The 17,628-nt window shown below is 69.4% G+C and carries 12 protein-coding genes; 8 read left to right on the top strand and 4 right to left on the bottom strand.

Annotation, left to right across the window (positions count from 1 at the left end; genetic code table 11):
* Positions 1–131: 131 nt before the first annotated feature.
* Both MQN93_RS28860 and MQN93_RS28855 read left to right on the top strand, forming a co-directional pair.
* Entirely contained in the window at positions 132–1,151 is a 1,020-nt protein-coding gene (locus tag MQN93_RS28860; protein ID WP_372504476.1) for a RecB family exonuclease, read from the top strand.
* A 14-nt stretch (positions 1,152–1,165) separates the two neighbouring features.
* Positions 1,166–1,837, top strand: a complete 672-nt coding sequence (locus MQN93_RS28855; protein WP_016434400.1) for a response regulator — start codon at positions 1,166–1,168, stop codon at positions 1,835–1,837.
* A gap of 70 nt (positions 1,838–1,907) precedes the next feature.
* Here MQN93_RS28855 and MQN93_RS28850 read toward each other — a convergent pair whose 3' ends face one another.
* The 4 genes from MQN93_RS28850 to metH form a co-directional block, all read right to left on the bottom strand.
* Entirely contained in the window at positions 1,908–3,488 is a 1,581-nt protein-coding gene (locus MQN93_RS28850) for an ABC transporter substrate-binding protein (protein ID WP_016434401.1), read from the bottom strand.
* A gap of 67 nt (positions 3,489–3,555) precedes the next feature.
* Positions 3,556–5,160, bottom strand: coding sequence for an ABC transporter substrate-binding protein (locus MQN93_RS28845; RefSeq protein ID WP_016434402.1), 1,605 nt, complete (start codon positions 5,158–5,160; stop codon positions 3,556–3,558).
* Between the two features lie 453 nt (positions 5,161–5,613).
* A complete protein-coding gene (locus tag MQN93_RS28840; protein ID WP_242711866.1) occupies positions 5,614–6,309 on the bottom strand; it encodes an HAD family hydrolase in 696 nt (231 codons plus the stop codon).
* 183 nt (positions 6,310–6,492) lie between these two features.
* Positions 6,493–10,014, bottom strand: coding sequence for a methionine synthase (metH, locus tag MQN93_RS28835; RefSeq protein ID WP_242711865.1), 3,522 nt, complete (start codon positions 10,012–10,014; stop codon positions 6,493–6,495).
* A 296-nt stretch (positions 10,015–10,310) separates the two neighbouring features.
* Between metH and MQN93_RS28830 the strand changes: the two genes are divergently transcribed.
* The 6 genes from MQN93_RS28830 to MQN93_RS28805 all read left to right on the top strand — a co-directional run bounded on the left by MQN93_RS28830 (position 10,311) and on the right by MQN93_RS28805 (position 17,576).
* Positions 10,311–11,075 carry an IclR family transcriptional regulator gene (locus MQN93_RS28830; protein WP_016434405.1) on the top strand — a complete coding sequence of 255 codons (765 nt, stop codon included), beginning with the start codon at positions 10,311–10,313 and terminating at the stop codon, positions 11,073–11,075.
* Positions 11,076–11,424: 349 nt separating this feature from the next.
* Positions 11,425–12,219 carry an MIP/aquaporin family protein gene (locus MQN93_RS28825; protein WP_016434406.1) on the top strand — a complete coding sequence of 265 codons (795 nt, stop codon included), beginning with the start codon at positions 11,425–11,427 and terminating at the stop codon, positions 12,217–12,219.
* Between the two features lie 51 nt (positions 12,220–12,270).
* Positions 12,271–13,809 (top strand): glycerol kinase GlpK, encoded by a 1,539-nt coding sequence (gene glpK, locus MQN93_RS28820; protein WP_016434407.1) that lies wholly within the window; start codon positions 12,271–12,273, stop codon positions 13,807–13,809.
* Between the two features lie 50 nt (positions 13,810–13,859).
* Entirely contained in the window at positions 13,860–15,476 is a 1,617-nt protein-coding gene (locus MQN93_RS28815) for a glycerol-3-phosphate dehydrogenase/oxidase (RefSeq protein ID WP_242711864.1), read from the top strand.
* Between the two features lie 274 nt (positions 15,477–15,750).
* On the top strand, positions 15,751–16,422 hold the full coding sequence (locus tag MQN93_RS28810; RefSeq protein WP_016434409.1) for a FadR/GntR family transcriptional regulator: 672 nt from the start codon (positions 15,751–15,753) through the stop codon (positions 16,420–16,422).
* 176 nt (positions 16,423–16,598) lie between these two features.
* Complete coding sequence (locus tag MQN93_RS28805; RefSeq protein ID WP_016434410.1) at positions 16,599–17,576, top strand: PAC2 family protein; 978 nt, start codon at positions 16,599–16,601, stop codon at positions 17,574–17,576.
* The last annotated feature ends 52 nt before the right edge of the window (positions 17,577–17,628 follow it).

Raw genomic sequence — 17,628 nt, 5'->3', positions numbered from 1 at the left:
CCGAGGCCGGCGGCAGCGGTGCGGCACAGGGGGATTCGCCGGTATCTGTGGATCCGGCGACTACGACGGAGGCCGTGACGACCGGCGAGCCGGTGACGGCGGTCGAGCCGGTGACGACCGTGGAGCCGGTCATGCCGGTCCAGCCGACGGCGACCGCCGAACCCGTCACGCCAGTCCAGCCGACGGCGACCGGCGCCCCCGTCGCGCCGGTCGAGCCGGTGGTGGCGGCGGAGGGCGTTGCGGGCGTGCGGGCGGTGGCCGGGGGTGCGGCCGGGGTGGTGGGCGGCGGCGCGCCGGTGGCCATAGTGCCCGCAAGCCTGTCTCCCTCGCGCGCGAGCGACTTCATGCAGTGCCCGCTGCTGTACCGCTTCCGTGTGATCGACCGGCTGCCCGAGAAGCCGAGCGAGGCGGCGACCCGAGGCACGCTGGTGCACGCCGTGCTGGAGCGGCTCTTCGACGCGCCGGCGGCGGAGCGGACCGCGCCGCGGGCCAAGTCCCTGATCCCCGCGCAGTGGGACCGGCTGCGGGAGAGCAGGCCGGAGGTCCTGGAGCTCTTCGCGGACGACCCCGAGGGCGAGCGGCTGGCCCGCTGGCTGGGCGAGGCGGAGCAGCTCGTCGAGCGCTGGTTCACGCTGGAGGATCCGACCCGGCTGGAGCCCGCCGAGCGCGAGTTGTGGGTCGAGGCCGAGCTGGACTCGGGGCTCACGCTGCGCGGCATCATCGACCGGGTCGACGTGGCACCCACGGGCGAGGTCCGGATCGTCGACTACAAGACGGGCAAGGCGCCCCGCCCGGAGTACGCGGAGGGCGCGCTGTTCCAGATGAAGTTCTACGCCCTGGTGGTGTGGCGGCTGAAGCACGTCGTCCCGCGGCGGCTGCAGCTGGTGTACCTCGGCAGCGGCGACGTCCTGACGTACGACCCCGTCCTCGCCGACCTGGAGCGCGTCGAGCGCAAGCTGCTCGCGCTGTGGGACGCGATCCGGCAGGCGACGGAGTCCGGGGACTGGCGCCCGCGCCCCACCAAGCTGTGCGGCTGGTGCGACCACCAGGCGCACTGCCCGGAATTCGGCGGCACTCCCCCGCCGTATCCGCTGCCCGTGAGGGCGGCCGAGTCCGGTGACCGCACGCAGGGCAGAATGGGGCCGGACTAGCGAAGGAGACTTACGTGGCCATCCGCGTCCTACTGGTCGACGACCAGCCGCTGCTGCGTACCGGCTTCCGGATGATCCTGGAGGCCGAGCAGGACATCGCGGTCGTCGGCGAGGCCGGAGACGGCCTCCAGGCTCTCGACCAGGTGCGGGCTCTGCAGCCCGACGTGGTCCTGATGGACATCCGTATGCCCCGCATGGACGGGGTGGAGGCGACCCGGCAGATCACCGGGCCCGGGCGGGACGGCCCGGCCAAGGTGCTCGTGCTGACCACCTTCGACCTCGACGAGTACGTGGTGGAGGCGCTGCGCGCGGGCGCCAGCGGCTTTCTCCTCAAGGACGCGCCGGCCAACGAGCTGGTGCAGGCGATCCGTGTGGTGGCCGGCGGCGAGGCCATGCTCGCGCCGAGCATCACCCGGCGGCTGCTCGACAAGTACGCCACGCATCTGCCCTCGGGTGACGAGCCGGTCCCCGACACGCTGCACACCCTCACCGACCGCGAGGTGGAGGTGCTGAAGCTGGTGGCCCGCGGGCTGTCCAACGCCGAGATCGCGGCCGATCTCTTCGTCAGCGAGACCACGGTGAAGACGCACGTCGGCCATGTGCTGACCAAGCTGGGGCTACGCGACCGCGTGCAGGCCGCGGTGTACGCGTACGAGAGCGGGCTGGTGCGTCCCGGCGCGCAGTGAGCCCTCGTGGCAGTGACGGAAGAAGGGCGTCCCCCGCGAGGGGGCGCCCTTCTTCCGTGCGTAGGGCCGCTCAGTCCTTGCTGAGCTCCCAGAAGCGGAACACCGTCGAGGCGTCCAGGCAGTATTCGAGGCCGTAGACGTTCTCGCGGGTCACCGCGTACTGCTTGGCCTGCCAGACCGGCAGGACCGGCAGCTGGTCGGCGACGATGTCCTGCAGCCGGTCGTAGTCGTTGTCGGTCGCGGCGCGGTCGCTCTGGGCGGCGGTGCGCGGGATGAGCGTGCCGGTGATGGTGCTGTTGCTGTAGTTGTTGCTCAGCACGTTGCCCTTGCCGAAGAACGGGGCCGTGAAGTTGTCGGCGTCCGGGTAGTCCGGCACCCAGCCCTTCACGTACACGCCGTACTTGCCCGCGGCGATGTCCTTCTCGTACTGGTCGAAGGCCACGGACTTCACGTCGGCGTCGAACAGACCGCTGGCGTTGAGCTGCTTGGCGATCGCCTTCAGTTCCTCGTCGGTGGCCGGGCCGTAGCGGGACGGGGTGGACCACAGGGTCAGCTTCACCTTGCCGGTGATGCCGTCGGCCTTGAGCGCGGCGGCGGCCTTGGCCGGGGAGGGGCTGGCGCCGTAGGTGTCGAAGAAGGCGGTGTTGTGGCCGCCGATGCCCGCCGGGATGATCGAGTACAGCGGGGTGGCCGTGCCCTCGTAGACGTCCTTGATCAGAGCGTCGCGGTCGATCAGATAGGCGATCGCCTTGCGGACGCCGAGCTTTCCGGCGACCGGGTCCTTCATGTTGAAGACCAGGTGCTGGACCTCGGCGCTGCTGCCCTCGACGACCTCGACCTTGGAGTTGTTGTTGGCGTTCTGCAGGTCGGCGATGGCGCCCGCGGTCAGACCGCGGTAGGCGATGTCGACCTTGTCGTCCTGGAGCGCCTTCTTCAGGGCGTTCTGGTCGCCGTGGAAGAACTTCAGCGTCACGCCGGAGTTCTTGACCTTGGCGGTGCCCTTGTAGCTCTTGTTGACCGAGAAGACGGCCTCCTTCTTGTCGAAGGAGTCCAGCTTGTACGGGCCGGAGCCGACCGCCTTGCCGTCCTTGCGCAGCTTGTCGCCGTCGTACTGGGTGTGGTCGACGATCGAGCCCGCACCGGAGGCGATCTTGCTGGGGAAGGTGGCGTCGGGGACCTTCAGCCGGAAGACGACGGTCTTCTCGTCCGGCGTCTCCACCTTGTCCAGCATGGGGAACATGATCGCCGGACCGGCGGCGTCGTTGATCTTCAGCATGCGGTCGAAGGAGAACTTGACGTCCTCCGAGGTGAGCTTGTCACCGTTGCTGAAGTGCAGGCCGTCCTTGAGCGTGCACTTGTAGACCTTGGCCGAGGTGTCGCTGAAGCCGCACGACTCGGCCGCCTCCGGCTCGGGCTCGGTCCCGCCGTTGGGAAAGCTGAGCAGGGACTGGAAGACGTTGTTGAACAGCAGCCAGGACCCCGGGTCGTATCCGGAGGCGGGGTCGGTGGCCAGGACGTCGTCCGACATTCCCATGACGACGGAGGATCCGGTTCCTCCGGAATCGCCGCTGTCGGCTCCACAGCCCGTCAAAAGCCCGGAGGCCAGCCCTGCCACTACGGGCAGGACCGGCCACTGGTTGCGCATCTTCACGGCACATTGCCTTCTCGTCGGTATCAGGAATCCCGGGGCCGCCGTCCCTGGGGCCCCGGGGATCTTGTCAGCCGCTCACTCCACGGCTGAGCTCCCACAACTGAAGAGTCGAGGAGGAGTTGAGAGCGTACGCGGTGCCCGTGACGTCGTCGCGGGCGGCCACGTACTGCTTGCCCTGCCACAGCGGCAGGATCGGCACGTCACTGGCGACGTCGTCCTGGATCTGCGTCAGGTCGGGGGATGCGGCGATGCGGTCGGCCTCACGGCGGGACGCCGGGATGAGGTCGTTGATGATCTTGTTGTTGTGGTACGGCAGCTTGAGGAAGTTGTCCTTGTCGAGGAACGGCGCCAGGTAGTTGTCGGCGTCGGGGAAGTCGGGGAACCAGCCCATGCCCCAGACGTCGTAGTCGCCCTTGCGCTCGGCCGGGATGTAGTCCTTCCAGAGCGAGCCCTGGATGCTGACGTCGAACAGGCCGCTGCTGTTGAGCTGCTTCTGAAGGATCTGGAATTCCTTCTTGGTGGCCGAGCCGTAGTGGTCGGTCGTGTAGTGCAGCGTCAGCTTCACCGGAGTGGTGATGTTGGCGGCTTCCAGCGTGGCCTTGGCCTTGGTGGTGCTCGGGTCGCCGTACTTGTTGAAGAACGAGTTGGAGTGGCCGGTGATGCTCGCCGGGACCAGCGAGAACAGCGGCTCGGCCTGGGTGCCGTAGACCTTGGAGACGAGCTCGCCGCGGTTGATCAGCTGGGCCATCGCCTGGCGGACGGCCTTCGTCTTCACGCTCGGGGCGTTGGTGTTGAAGGCGAGGTAGCGGATCTCGAGGCCGGCCATCTCGACGAGGTCGACGCTGGTGTCCGAGTCGTTGGAGAGCTTCTGGATCTGCTCCGGCGACATGCTGCGGGTCATGACGTCGATGTCACCCTTGTCGAGCGCCTTGCCCATCGCGTCGGCGTCCGCGAAGGAGACCATCTCCGCCTTGGAGTTGTTCACCTTGAGCGTCCCCTTGTAGTTGGGGTTCTTGGTGAACGTGGCCTTCACGAGCGCGTCGTCCTTGACCTCGCTGGAGAGGGTGTACGGACCGGAGCCGTCGACGTCGAAGCCGTCGCGCAGCTTGTTCTTCTCGTAGTCGTCGGGGTTGACGATGCCGGCGACCGGGGTCGACAGCTTGTACGGGAAGGTGGCGTCGGCGGTCTTCAGGTGGAAGATCACGTCGCGGTCGCCCTTGGCCTCGACCGTGTCGATGGTGGAGAGCAGGCCGACCGGGCCGCCCTCGGCGTTGATGGTGCGCACGCGGTCGATGGAGTACTTGACGTCCTGCGCGGTGATGGCGTCGCCGTTGGCGAACTTCAGGCCCTCCCGCAGCCTGCAGGCGTAGCGCTCGTTGCCGGAGTCGGTGAAGCCGCAGCTCTCGGCGGCCTCGGGCACGGGGTCGCCCTCGCCGCGCGGCTGGATCATCAGGGTCTGCACGGTCTGGCGCAGGATGTTCCAGGTGCCCACGTCGTACGCGTACGCCGGGTCGAGCGGCGCAGGGGCGGCCTTGGTGGCGGTGAACTGGTCCGTCGTACCGACGACGATCGCGTCCCCACCGCTGCTGCCACTGTCGGAACCACCACAAGCGGCGAGCACGGGCGCGAGCAGGCCGACCACGGCAGGCAGCACCAAAGTCTTGCGGTTCATGCTCGAGTTTCTCCAGAAGCTGTTCAGGTCCGTGTACCCGGCATGCAGGGGTGTCGCAGCGGATCACGGGGGTAGGGGCGATGGTCCTCGCGATGAGATTAGTCGGCACCGGCACGAGGGTTGGCAGCCACCGGAGTTGAGCCCCCATCACGCAGCGGAATCGGGTGCGGACGGACCGGAAACCCACGATGGGAAGGTTTCGTGCAGGTTCCCATCAATCGGGACACAAAGGCACGCCGGGGCACGGTGAAAACGGGCGGGCTGCACATGCCGCCCACCCTGTCGAGGGCCGTAAACGTGGGGAACGTCACATTCTCAACGACCCGGATCGGCACCGGAATTCGGCCGCTCGTCCTGATTCGAATTCCCTCGCACACCGGCAGTGGGAATTCCTGTCCTATCACTACCGCACACTGCGTGAACGTTCAGCGCATTTCTGTCATCGGACGGCGATCAGACAGCGATCAGCCCGCGCAGAAATGTCAGGTCGACCTCTTCGAGCGAGGTGACGACGGTGCGCCGGGCGGCGGGTGCGATGGGGGCCACCGAGGGCACCACGACCACATGGCAGCCCGCGGCCTCGGCCGCCGCGACCCCGGTCGCGGTGTCCTCGACGACCGCGCACCGGGCCGGATCCACGCCGAGGCCGGCGGCCGCGGCCAGATACGGGTCGGGGTGCGGCTTGGTGCGGGGCACCTCGTCGCCGGCCACCGAGAGGGCGAAGTGCTGGGGGCCGAGCGAGGTGAGCACCCGGTCGATGATGCGCCGGTGCGAGGCGGAGACCAGGGCCGTGGGGATCTCGTACTCGGACAGCTCGGCGAGCAGTCTGGCGGCACCCGGCATCAGCGGCAGGGCGCGGGCGATGCGGCTCTCGAAGCCCTGGTTGAGCAGGACCGAGAGCTCGGCGAGCGTGATGTCGGCGCCGGTGGCCTCGATCAGGAACCCCGCGCTGCGGGCCATGGGTCCGCCCACCACGACATGGCGCCAGGAGTCGTCGAGGGTGTGGCCGAGACCGGCGAAGATCTCGCACTCGACGTCCCACCAGAAGCCCTCGGTGTCCACCAGGGTGCCGTCCATGTCGAGGAGCACGGCCTGCAGGGCTGAGCCTTCGGCCGTTCGGGTTCCGAGCGCGGGGACCGTACTGGTCATCCGGGCGCACCTCCTTGAGGGACGATCAGGCCGGTTCCCGTGCGGGGAACCGGCCTGCAGTGGACCGACCAGTGTACGACTGTCACCGCCGAAGCGCCTGGTTTATCCGGTGTGGGCCGGGGCACACCGTACGTACGCCCCGGTCCGCTGTGAGCTGCGCTTTTGCGGTCCTTCTCGCCGTCCTCAGCGTGCGTTGAAGTACTTCGCCTCCGGGTGGTGGATCACGATCGCGTCCGTGGACTGCTCGGGGTGCAGCTGGAACTCCTCGGAGAGCTGGACGCCGATGCGCCCGGGCTCCAGCAGGTCGGCGATCTTGGCGCGGTCCTCCAGGTTCGGGCACGCTCCGTAGCCGAGGGAGAAGCGGGCGCCCCGGTACTTCAGGGCGAACATGTCCTCCATCTCGGCCGGGTCCTCGCCCGCGAAGCCCAGCTCCGAACGCACGCGCGCGTGCCAGTACTCGGCCAGCGCCTCCGCCAACTGCACGGACAGGCCGTGCAGTTCGAGGTAGTCGCGGTAGGCGTTCGCCTCGAACATGCGCGCCGTCTCCTCGCCGATCCGCGAGCCGACGGTGACGACCTGGAGGCCGACGACGTCCGTCTCCCCGGACTCCTGCGGGCGGAAGAAGTCGGCGAGACAGAGCCGGCGGCCGCGGCGCTGGCGCGGGAAGGTGAAGCGGGTGCGCTCGTTGCCGTGCTCGTCCAGGATGATCAGGTCGTCGTCCTTGGAGACGCACGGGAAGTAGCCGTAGACGACGGCGGCTTCCAGCAGGTTCTCGGTCTGCAGCCGGTCCAGCAGACCGCGTAGCCGCGGCCTGCCGTCGGTCTCGACGAGTTCCTCGTACGAGGGGCCCTCGCCGGTGCGGGCCTGCTTCAGTCCCCACTGGCCCTTGAACAGCGCGCCCTCGTCGAGCCAGGCCGCGTACTCCTTGAGCTGGATGCCCTTGATGACGCGGGTGCCCCAGAACGGCGGGGCGGGGACCGGGTTGTCGGTGGCGACGTCGGAGCGGACGTGGCCCTCCTCCGGGCGCTCCTCGACCTCCACCGCCGAAGTCGCCCTCACCCGGCGCTGCTTGAGCTCGGGCAGCTTCGCGCCGGGGACTCCGCGCTTGACGCCGATGAGCGCGTCCATGAGGCGCAGCCCCTCGAACGCGTCGCGGGCGTAGCGGACCTCGCCCTCGTACACCTCGTGCAGGTCCTGCTCGACATAGGCGCGGGTGAGGGCCGCGCCGCCGAGGATGACGGGGTAATCGGCCGCCAGACCGCGGGAGTTGAGCTCCTCCAGGTTCTCCTTCATGATCACCGTGGACTTGACCAGGAGCCCCGACATGCCGATGACATCGGCGCGGTGCTCCTCGGCGGCGTCCAGGATCGCGGAGACCGGCTGCTTGATGCCCAGGTTGACGACGTTGTAGCCGTTGTTGGACAGGATGATGTCGACGAGGTTCTTGCCGATGTCGTGCACGTCGCCGCGGACGGTGGCCAGCACGATGGTGCCCTTGCCCGCCTCCTCGCCCTCGACCTTCTCCATGTGCGGTTCGAGGTAGGCGACGGCCGTCTTCATGACCTCGGCGGACTGCAGCACGAACGGCAGCTGCATCTGGCCGGAGCCGAACAGCTCACCGACGACCTTCATGCCGTCCAGGAGCGTGTCGTTGACGATGTCGAGGGCGGGGCGGTCCTGCAGGGCCGCGTCGAGGTCGGCCTCCAGGCCGTTGCGCTCGCCGTCGATGATGCGGCGCTTGAGGCGCTCCTCCAGGGGCAGCGCCGCCAGCTCCTCGGCCTTGCCCGCCTTCAGGGACTTGGCGGTGGCGCCCTCGAAGAGCTGCATGAGCTTCTGCAGGGGGTCGTAGCCCTCCGTGCGGCGGTCGTGGATGAGGTCGAGGGCGGTCTGCACCTCCTCCTCGGTGAAGCGTGCGATCGGCAGGATCTTGCTCGCGTGCACGATCGCCGAGTCCAGGCCCGCCTTGACGCACTCGTCCAGGAAGACGGAGTTGAGCAGGATGCGGGCGGCCGGGTTGAGGCCGAAGGAGATGTTCGACAGGCCCAGCGTGGTCTGCACGTCGGGGTGGCGGCGCTTGAGCTCACGGATCGCCTCGATGGTGGCGATGCCGTCCTTGCGGGACTCCTCCTGACCGGTGCAGATGGTGAAGGTCAGGGTGTCGATGAGGATGTCCGACTCGTGGATGCCCCAGTTCGTCGTCAGGTCCTCGATCAGCCGCTCGGCGATCTCGACCTTCTTCTCGGGGGTGCGGGCCTGGCCCTCCTCGTCGATGGTGAGCGCGATCAGTGCGGCGCCGTGCTCCCGCGCGAGCGCGGTGACCTTCGCGAAGCGGGACTCGGGGCCGTCGCCGTCCTCGTAGTTGACGGAGTTGATGACCGCGCGGCCGCCGAGCTTCTCCAGGCCGGCCCTGATGACCGCGACCTCGGTGGAGTCCAGGACGATCGGCAGGGTGGAGGCGGTGGCGAAGCGCCCGGCCAGCTCCTCCATGTCGGCGACGCCGTCCCGGCCGACGTAGTCCACGCAGAGGTCCAGCATATGGGCGCCCTCGCGGATCTGGTCGCGGGCCATCTCCACGCAGTCGTCCCAGCGGCCCTCCAGCATGGCCTCGCGGAACTTCTTCGAGCCGTTGGCGTTGGTGCGCTCGCCGATCGCCAGGTACGAGGTGTCCTGGCGGAACGGCACGCTCTGGTAGAGGGAGGCGGCGCCGGGCTCGGGCTGCGGGGTGCGCTCGGTCGGGGCGATGTCCCGGACCCGCTCGACCAGCCGGCGCAGGTGCTCGGGCGTGGTGCCGCAGCAGCCGCCGACCAGGGAGAGGCCGTAGTCGCGTACGAAGGTCTCGTGGGCGTCGGCCAGCTCGGGCGGGGTGAGCGGGTAGCTGGCGCCGTTCTTGCCGAGGACCGGCAGGCCGGCGTTCGGCATGCAGGACAGCGGGATGCGGGAGTGCCGGGAGAGATAGCGCAGGTGCTCGCTCATCTCGGCGGGGCCGGTGGCGCAGTTCATGCCGATCATGTCGATGCCGAGCGGCTCCAGCGCGGTGAGCGCGGCACCGATCTCGGAGCCCAGCAGCATGGTGCCGGTGGTCTCGACGGTGACGGAGACGATGATCGGCAGGTCCAGGCCGGAGAGCTCACGGGCGCGCTGCGCGCCGATCACGGCGGCCTTGGTCTGCAGCAGGTCCTGGGTGGTCTCCACGATGAGCGCGTCCGCGCCACCCGCGATCAGGCCCTCGGCGTTCTGCTGGAAGGCGTCGCGGATCGTGGTGTACCCGATGTGGCCGAGCGTGGGCAGCTTGGTGCCGGGGCCCATCGAGCCAAGCACCCAGCGCTGTCGGCCGTCCCGGGCGAGGTAGCCGTCGGCGGTCTCGCGGGCGATACGGGCGCCCGCCTCGGACAGCTCGTAGACCCGTTCGGGGATGTCGTACTCGGCCATCGCCGCGTAGTTGGCGCCGAAGGTGTTCGTCTCGACGCAGTCCACGCCCGCGTCGAAGTACTCCTGGTGGACCGAACGGACGATGTCGGGGCGGGTCAGGTTCAGGATCTCGTTGCAGCCTTCGAGGTTCTGGAAGTCCTCGAGGGTGGGGTCCTGCGCCTGGAGCATCGTGCCCATCGCTCCGTCGGCCACCACCACTCGGGTGGCCAGCGCCTCGCGGAGCGCGGACACACGGGTCCGGCTGTCGGCGGAAGGGGTCGTTGGCGACGAGGCCATGAAGGGGCTCCCTCTGAGTGCGACGGCTGTCGGCTTTGCGCCCTTGCCGCAGGCCTTCCCGCGGCGGGCGCACCACGCCAGGGTAACCGGGTCCGCCCGGGGATGTCCGGGGCGTCCACGGGGCGGACGAGGGTGACGGGCAGGTCGCTTGCGGGATACCTGTGACACAACAGATCGCGACAGATGACGGCCGACCATTAGCGAGAGGTCGGCATCGACCGGTAGTGTTCGACATTGCCGAACGGCGGCAGCGACGTCGCACGTCGACGGTCGAAGGGGACGGAGGCAGCACGGCGATGGCACGGAACATCCAGTCGCTCGAACGGGCGGCCGCGATGCTGCGGCTGCTCGCGGGCGGCGAGCGACGGCTCGGCCTGTCGGACATCGCCTCGTCACTGGGCCTCGCCAAGGGCACCGCCCACGGGATTCTGCGCACCCTCCAGCAGGAGGGCTTCGTCGAGCAGGACGAGGCCTCCGGGCGCTACCAGCTGGGCGCCGAACTGCTGCGTCTGGGCACCACCTATCTCGACGTCCACGAGCTGCGGGCGCGCGCCCTGGTGTGGACGGACGACCTGGCGCGCTCCAGCGGGGAGAGCGTGTATCTCGGCGTCCTGCACCAGCACGGCGTCCTGATCGTGCACCACGTCTTCCGGCCCGACGACAGCCGCCAGGTGCTGGAGATCGGGGCCATGCAGCCCCTGCACTCCACGGCCCTCGGCAAGGTCCTGTCCGCCTACGACCCGGTCGCGCACAGCGAGGCGCTGGAGGCCGACCGCAAGTCCTTCACCGACCGGACCGTGTGCGACCTGGAGGCCTTCGAGCACATCCTCGACATGTCCCGCGCGCGTGGATACGCGGCCGACGTCGAGGAGACCTGGGAGGGCGTCGCCTCCATCGCCGCGCCCATCCACGACCGGCGGCGCATGCCGGTCGGCGCGGTGGGCATCACCGGTGCCGTGGAGCGGGTGTGCCGGGACGGCGAGGTGCGGCCCGAACTCATCGCCGCGGTACGGGACTGCGCCCGCGCGGTGTCGCGGGACCTGGGCGCCGGACGGTTCTGACCCGCTGCACCCGAAGCCTCCCGCGGTCGCAGGGCGAGCGGACAGACCGTCCAGTCGGTACGCGCCGCGCTTGTTACCCCGCCGTACGCATCCGCACGCATCTGACCTGCAAGATCGACTGCCCTCGCGGATCGATAACGATCGTGTTTTCGACGACATGACCCTTGACGGGCGACTGACGGCGAAGCAAGACTCCCGTCCATCGGTCGGCATTGTCGAACACCTACCGGCAATACGCGTTAGAGTGTGACAACGCCAAGGGCCGGAACCGCCCTCACCCCGAGGGCAGCTCGAACTCCCGGAGGGACCCGGGGTTCGGTCCCCTGGACGAAGGACAAAGGAGTCGCGGGTGTCCAGCTCCGACATCTTCATCGGCGAGACCATCGGTACCGCCATACTCATCCTGCTCGGCGGCGGAGTCTGCGCCGCCGTGACGCTGAAGGCCTCCAAGGCCCGTAACGCGGGCTGGCTCGCCATCGCCTTCGGGTGGGGCTTCGCCGTCATGACGGCCGTCTACATCTCCGGCCCGCTCTCCGGCGCCCACCTCAACCCCGCCGTCACCGTCGCCCTGGCCATCACGAACAGCGACTGGAGCGACGTTCCGGTCTACTTCGCCGGCCAGATGCTCGGCGCCATGATCGGCGCGACCCTGGTGTGGGTCGCCTACTACGGCCAGTTCCACGCGCACCTGACCGACAAGGAGATCGTCGGCGGTCCGGGCGCACAGGCCACCAAGGTCAAGGCGGTCGAGGCGCAGGAGACGGGCGCGGGCCCGGTCCTGGGCATCTTCTCCACCGGTCCGGAGATCCGGCACGCGGTGCAGAACCTCCTCACGGAGATCGTCGGCACCATCGTGCTGATCCTCGCCGTGCTCACGCAGGGCCTGAACGACAAGGGCAACGGACTCGGCGTCCTCGGCGGTCTGATCACCGCACTCGTGGTCGTCGCCATCGGCCTCTCGCTCGGCGGCCCGACGGGCTACGCGATCAACCCGGCCCGTGACCTGGGTCCGCGCATCGTGCACGCCCTTCTGCCCCTGCCCAACAAGGGCGGCTCCGACTGGGGCTACGCCTGGGTCCCGGTGGTCGGTCCGCTGATCGGCGGCGCGATCGCTGCAGGCATCTACAACGTCGCTTTTGCTTAGAGGCACCGGTAGAACAGTCCCTCCCAACTCAGCACATCCCAGGAGCACACAGTGACCGACGCCCACACCGCCGGGCCCTTCATCGCGGCGATCGACCAGGGCACCACCTCCAGCCGCTGCATCGTCTTCGACAAGGACGGCCGTATCGTCTCCGTCGACCAGAAGGAGCACGAGCAGATCTTCCCGAAGCCGGGCTGGGTCGAGCACAACGCCACGGAGATCTGGACCAACGTCCAGGAGGTCGTCGCCGGGGCCGTCGCCAAGGCCGGCATCACCCGGGACGACATCAAGGCCATCGGCATCACCAACCAGCGCGAGACCACCGTGCTGTGGGACAAGAACACCGGTGAGCCCGTCCACAACGCCATCGTCTGGCAGGACACCCGCACCGACGCCCTGTGCAAGGAGCTCGGGCGCAACGTCGGCCAGGACCGCTTCCGCCGCGAGACCGGCCTTCCCCTCGCCTCCTACTTCGCCGGTCCCAAGGCCCGCTGGCTGCTGGACAACGTCGAGGGCCTCAAGGAGCGCGCCGAGGCCGGCGACATCCTGTTCGGCACCATGGACACCTGGGTCATCTGGAACCTGACCGGCGGTGCCAACGGCGGCAAGCACGTCACGGACGTCACCAACGCCTCCCGCACCATGCTGATGAACCTGCACACCATGGAGTGGGACGCGAAGATCGCCGAGTCCATCGGCGTCCCGCTGCAGATCCTGCCCGAGATCCGCTCCTCCGCCGAGGTCTACGGCGAGATCACCGGCGGCAAGCTGGGCGACCTGCTCGGCGGCATCCCGGTCGCCTCCGCGCTCGGCGACCAGCAGGCGGCCCTGTTCGGCCAGACCTGTTTCGCCGAGGGCGAGACCAAGTCGACGTACGGCACCGGCACCTTCATGGTGATGAACACCGGCGAGAAGATCATCAACTCCTACGCGGGCCTGCTGACCACCGTCGGCTACAAGATCGGCGACCAGGACACGGTCTACGCCCTGGAGGGCTCGATCGCCGTCACCGGCTCCCTGGTGCAGTGGATGCGCGACCAGATGGGCCTGATCTCCACCGCCGCCGAGATCGAGACACTCGCGCTCTCGGTCGAGGACAACGGCGGCGCCTACTTCGTGCCCGCCTTCTCCGGCCTGTTCGCCCCGCACTGGAACGCCGACGCCCGCGGTGTGATCGCCGGTCTGACCCGGTACGTCACCAAGGCGCACCTCGCGCGCGCCGTCCTGGAGGCCACCGCCTGGCAGACCCGGGAGATCGCCGACGCCATGGTCAAGGACTCCGGCGTCGAGCTGGTGAACCTCAAGGTCGACGGCGGCATGACCGCCAACAACCTGCTGATGCAGACGCTCTCGGACGTCCTGGACGCGCCGGTGGTGCGCCCGATGGTCGCCGAGACCACCTGCCTCGGCGCCGCCTACGCCGCCGGTCTCGCCGTCGGCTTCTGGAACAGCACCGACGACCTGCGCGCCAACTGGCGCCGGGCCGCCGAGTGGACCCCCCGCATGGACGCGGAGACCCGCGACCGTGAGTACAAGAACTGGCTCAAGGCCGTCGACCGGACCATGGGCTGGCTCGAGGACGAGAGCTGACGAGGGCCCCACCAGGCCCGACCGGCTCCGATGAGGAGTAAGAACCCGAAATGACCAGTCAGACCACCCTGCAGTCCGTGCCTGCCCTGGGCACGCGCCCGGCCTCCGGCTCCACCGCGAGCCGCGCCGAGACCCGGGAGCAGCTCGCCAAGGCGTCGTTCGACCTTCTTGTGATCGGCGGCGGCATCCTGGGCATCTCCACCGCCTGGCACGCCGCGCAGTCCGGCCTCAGGGTGGCTCTGGTCGACGCCGGCGACTTCGCCGGCGCCACCTCCTCCGCCTCCTCCAAGCTGCTCCACGGAGGCCTGCGCTATCTGCAGACCGGCGCGGTGAAGCTGGTGGCGGAGAACCACTTCGAGCGCCGTGCGGTCTCCCGTCAGGTGGCACCGCACCTGGCGAACCCGCTCACGTTCTACCTCCCCGTGTACAAGGGCGGGCCGCACGGCGCCGCGAAGCTCGGCGCGGGCGTCTTCGCCTACTCCGCGCTCTCCGCGTTCGGTGACGGCGTCGGCCACCTGCTGTCCCCCGCCAAGGCGGCGCAGGACGTGCCCGAGCTGCGTACCGAGAACCTCAAGGCCGTGGCCGTGTACGGCGACGACCAGATGAACGACGCGCGCATGGCGCTGATGACGGTGCGTGCGGCCGTCGAGGCGGGCGCCGTCGTCCTCAACCACGCCGAGGTCAGCGGTCTGCGCTTCACCCGGGGCCGGGTGACCGGCGCCGAGCTGCGCGACCGCGTCTCCGGCGACGAGTTCGGCGTGAACGCCCGTCTCGTACTCAACGCGACCGGCCCGTGGGTCGATCACCTGCGCAGGATGGAGGACCCGAATGCGGCACCGTCGATCCGTCTGTCGAAGGGCGCGCATCTGGTCCTGAAGCGGACCTCGCCGTGGAAGGCGGCGCTCGCGACGCCCATCGACAAGTACCGCATCACCTTCGCCCTCCCCTGGGAGGACATGCTGCTGCTCGGCACGACCGACGAGGAGTTCGAGGGCGACCCGGCGGACGTCGCGGTCACCGAGCAGGACATAGCCCAGATCCTGGACGAGGCGGCCTTCTCCGTCCGCGACCAGCAGCTCTCCCGTGACCTCATCACCTACTCGTTCGCGGGTCTGCGGGTGCTGCCCGGCGGCCCCGGCGACACGGCCAAGGCCAAGCGCGAGACGGTGGTCACCGAGGGCCGTGGCGGCATGCTCTCCGTCGCAGGCGGCAAGTGGACGACCTTCCGCCACATCGGCCGTACGGTGATGCAGAAGCTGGAGTCGCTGCCGGGCGCCCCGCTGGGCGACGACTTCGAGCCCATCTCCGCGCTGCCGAAGAAGCTGCCGCTGCCGGGTGTCGCCAACCCGCGTGCGGTCGCGCACCGGCTGCTGGTGGACAACCCGGCGCCGGGGCCGCGGATGGCCGCCGACACGGCCAAGCACCTTGCCACGCACTACGGTTCGCTGGCCTTCGACATCGCGCGGCTGGCCAACGAGAACCCGGAGCTGGGCGAGCGGGTGCACCCGGACGCCCCGGAGATCTGGGCGCAGGTCGTCTACGCCCGGGACAACGAGTGGGCCGAGACGCCGGACGACGTGCTGCGCCGCCGTACGACGCTGACGATCCGGGGGCTTGCCACGGACGAGGTGCGGGCGAAGGTCCAGGACCTGCTCGACAAGAAGTGACCTCGAGAAGAAGTGACCTCGTGAAGAAGTGACCTCGTGAGGAAGTGACCTCGTGCCGGTCCCTTCCCCTGGCCGGGACCGGCACGAACGGGGAACGGCCTCTCTCCCCTAGGAGGCCGGATCCCGTGTGAGGGGCGGCTCCGCGCCGATGGAGCCGCCCCTTTCGCAGGGCCGCACGGTCCGGGCCTGAGCTGAGCATTCGGCACCCCGTTCAGCCCGTGGAACGCCATAATGGCGTAAGACATCGGATGTCTGAACGACAGGGAGGCCGGACATGGCAGTCACCGACGAGGCGATCGAGAAGATCAAGGGGATGATCGTCTCCGGCGCGCTGCGACCCGGCGACCGGCTGCCCAAGGAGAGCGAGCTGGCGGCCGAGCTGGGGCTGTCCCGCAACTCCCTGCGGGAGGCGGTACGCGCCCTGTCGCTGATCCGCATCCTGGACGTACGGCAGGGTGACGGCACCTATGTGACCAGCCTCGACCCGCAACTGCTGCTGGAGGCGCTGAGCTTCGTCGTCGACTTCCACCGCGACGACACCGTGCTGGAGTTCCTCGCGGTGCGGCGCATCCTGGAGCCGGCCGCGACCGCGATGGCCTCCGCCCGGATCAGCGAGCAGCAACTGGACGCACTCGCGGCCCAGTTGGACAAGCTCGGGGACGCGCCCTCGGTGGAGGAGCTGGTCGCCTGCGACCTCGACTTCCACCGCGGCATCGTGCAGAGCTCCGGCAACTCGGTGCTCTGCTCGCTGCTGGACGGTCTGTCGGGGCCGACCACCCGGGCCCGTATCTGGCGCGGCCTGACCCAGGAGGACGCGGTCAGCCGCACCCTGCACGAGCACCGGGCGATCCTGGCCGCCCTGCGCGACCGGGACGCGGAGGCCGCGCGGTCGTGGGCGACGGTGCACATCGCGAGCGTGGAACAGTGGCTGCGCTCGACGCTGTGACGGTGGGGCAAAGTCCCGGAGCCCTGCGTTCCGGCTCGCGTGGCCGGGGGGGTGTTCCGGGGTGGCGATCGGGGCAGTGATCCGTTCACTCGCCCGTGCAAGGGGGCTGCGGGTGCCCCCGCCGCACGCCGTAAGGTTGGGTGGTCAAGCGGAGGGCACGTCGGAAGGAGGCCTGGGTGATCGAGCTCGAGGGGGTTCCCGAGCTGATCGACCCGGTCATGGTGGCCGCGTTCGAGGGCTGGAACGATGCCGGCGACGCCGCCTCCACCGCGGTCGCGCATCTGGACAGGGAGTGGAAGGGCGAGGTGTTCGCGGCGCTGGACGCCGAGGACTACTACGACTTCCAGGTGAACCGCCCCACGGTGTGGATGGACGCCGGCGTGCGCAAGATCACGTGGCCGACGACCCGCCTCTCGGTGGTCCGGGTCGGCGGTGACAAGCCGCGCGACCTCGTGCTCGTCCGTGGCATCGAACCGTCGATGCGCTGGCGCTCGTTCTGCAACGAGCTGCTGGGTTTTGCCCATGAGCTGGGGGTGGAGCTGGTGGTCGTGCTGGGCGCCCTGCTGGGCGACACCCCGCACACGCGTCCGGTCCCGATCAGCGGCACAACGTCCGACGCGGACCTGGCGCGGCGCATGGACCTGGAGGAGACCAAGTACGAGGGTCCGACGGGCATCGTCGGCGTCCTCCAGGAGGCCTGTACGCACGCGGGCGTGCCCGCCGTGTCGCTGTGGGCGGCGGTGCCGCACTACGTGTCGCAGCCGCCGAACCCGAAGGCCACGCTGGCGCTGCTCAACCGCCTGGAGGACCTGATCGACGTGCGCATCCCGCTGGGCGAGCTGCCCGAGGACGCGCGCGCCTGGCAGGTGGGCGTGGACCAGCTGGCGGCCGAGGACAGCGAGGTCGCCGAGTACGTCCAGACGCTGGAGGAGGCCCGGGACACCGCGGAGCTGCCGGAGGCGTCGGGCGAGGCGATCGCCCGCGAGTTCGAGCGATATCTGCGCCGCCGGGACGGGTCGGGTCCAGCCGGCGGACACGCCACCGCGGACGGCGGCGAGAACCAGCCGTATCTGCGGGACAACCCCGGCGGCCGGGCGAAACCACCGAAACCTCCGAAGCCGAGCGAGGAGGACGACGAGTCCTCGGAGGACTGAGGAAAAGGGCGGTGCGCGTGGCGCACCGCCCTTCGTCTGTCCACAGCCTTTG

It is taken from the genome of Streptomyces spinosisporus (assembly GCF_022698145.1).
Classification (GTDB): domain Bacteria; phylum Actinomycetota; class Actinomycetes; order Streptomycetales; family Streptomycetaceae; genus Streptomyces; species Streptomyces spinosisporus.
Note: the sequence above shows the minus strand (reverse complement) of the source record. Positions and strands in the feature narration are given on the sequence as shown.

Coding starts and splice junctions, on each gene's coding strand:
- MQN93_RS28845 (WP_016434402.1), bottom strand. CDS start 5,160: ATGAACCGCAAGACTTTGGTGCTGCCTGCCGTGGTCGGCCTGCTCGCG.
- MQN93_RS28810 (WP_016434409.1), top strand. CDS start 15,751: ATGGCAGTCACCGACGAGGCGATCGAGAAGATCAAGGGGATGATCGTC.
- MQN93_RS28840 (WP_242711866.1), bottom strand. CDS start 6,309: ATGACCAGTACGGTCCCCGCGCTCGGAACCCGAACGGCCGAAGGCTCA.
- MQN93_RS28830 (WP_016434405.1), top strand. CDS start 10,311: ATGGCACGGAACATCCAGTCGCTCGAACGGGCGGCCGCGATGCTGCGG.
- MQN93_RS28815 (WP_242711864.1), top strand. CDS start 13,860: ATGACCAGTCAGACCACCCTGCAGTCCGTGCCTGCCCTGGGCACGCGC.
- metH (WP_242711865.1), bottom strand. CDS start 10,014: ATGGCCTCGTCGCCAACGACCCCTTCCGCCGACAGCCGGACCCGTGTG.
- MQN93_RS28860 (WP_372504476.1), top strand. CDS start 132: ATGCCGGTCCAGCCGACGGCGACCGCCGAACCCGTCACGCCAGTCCAG.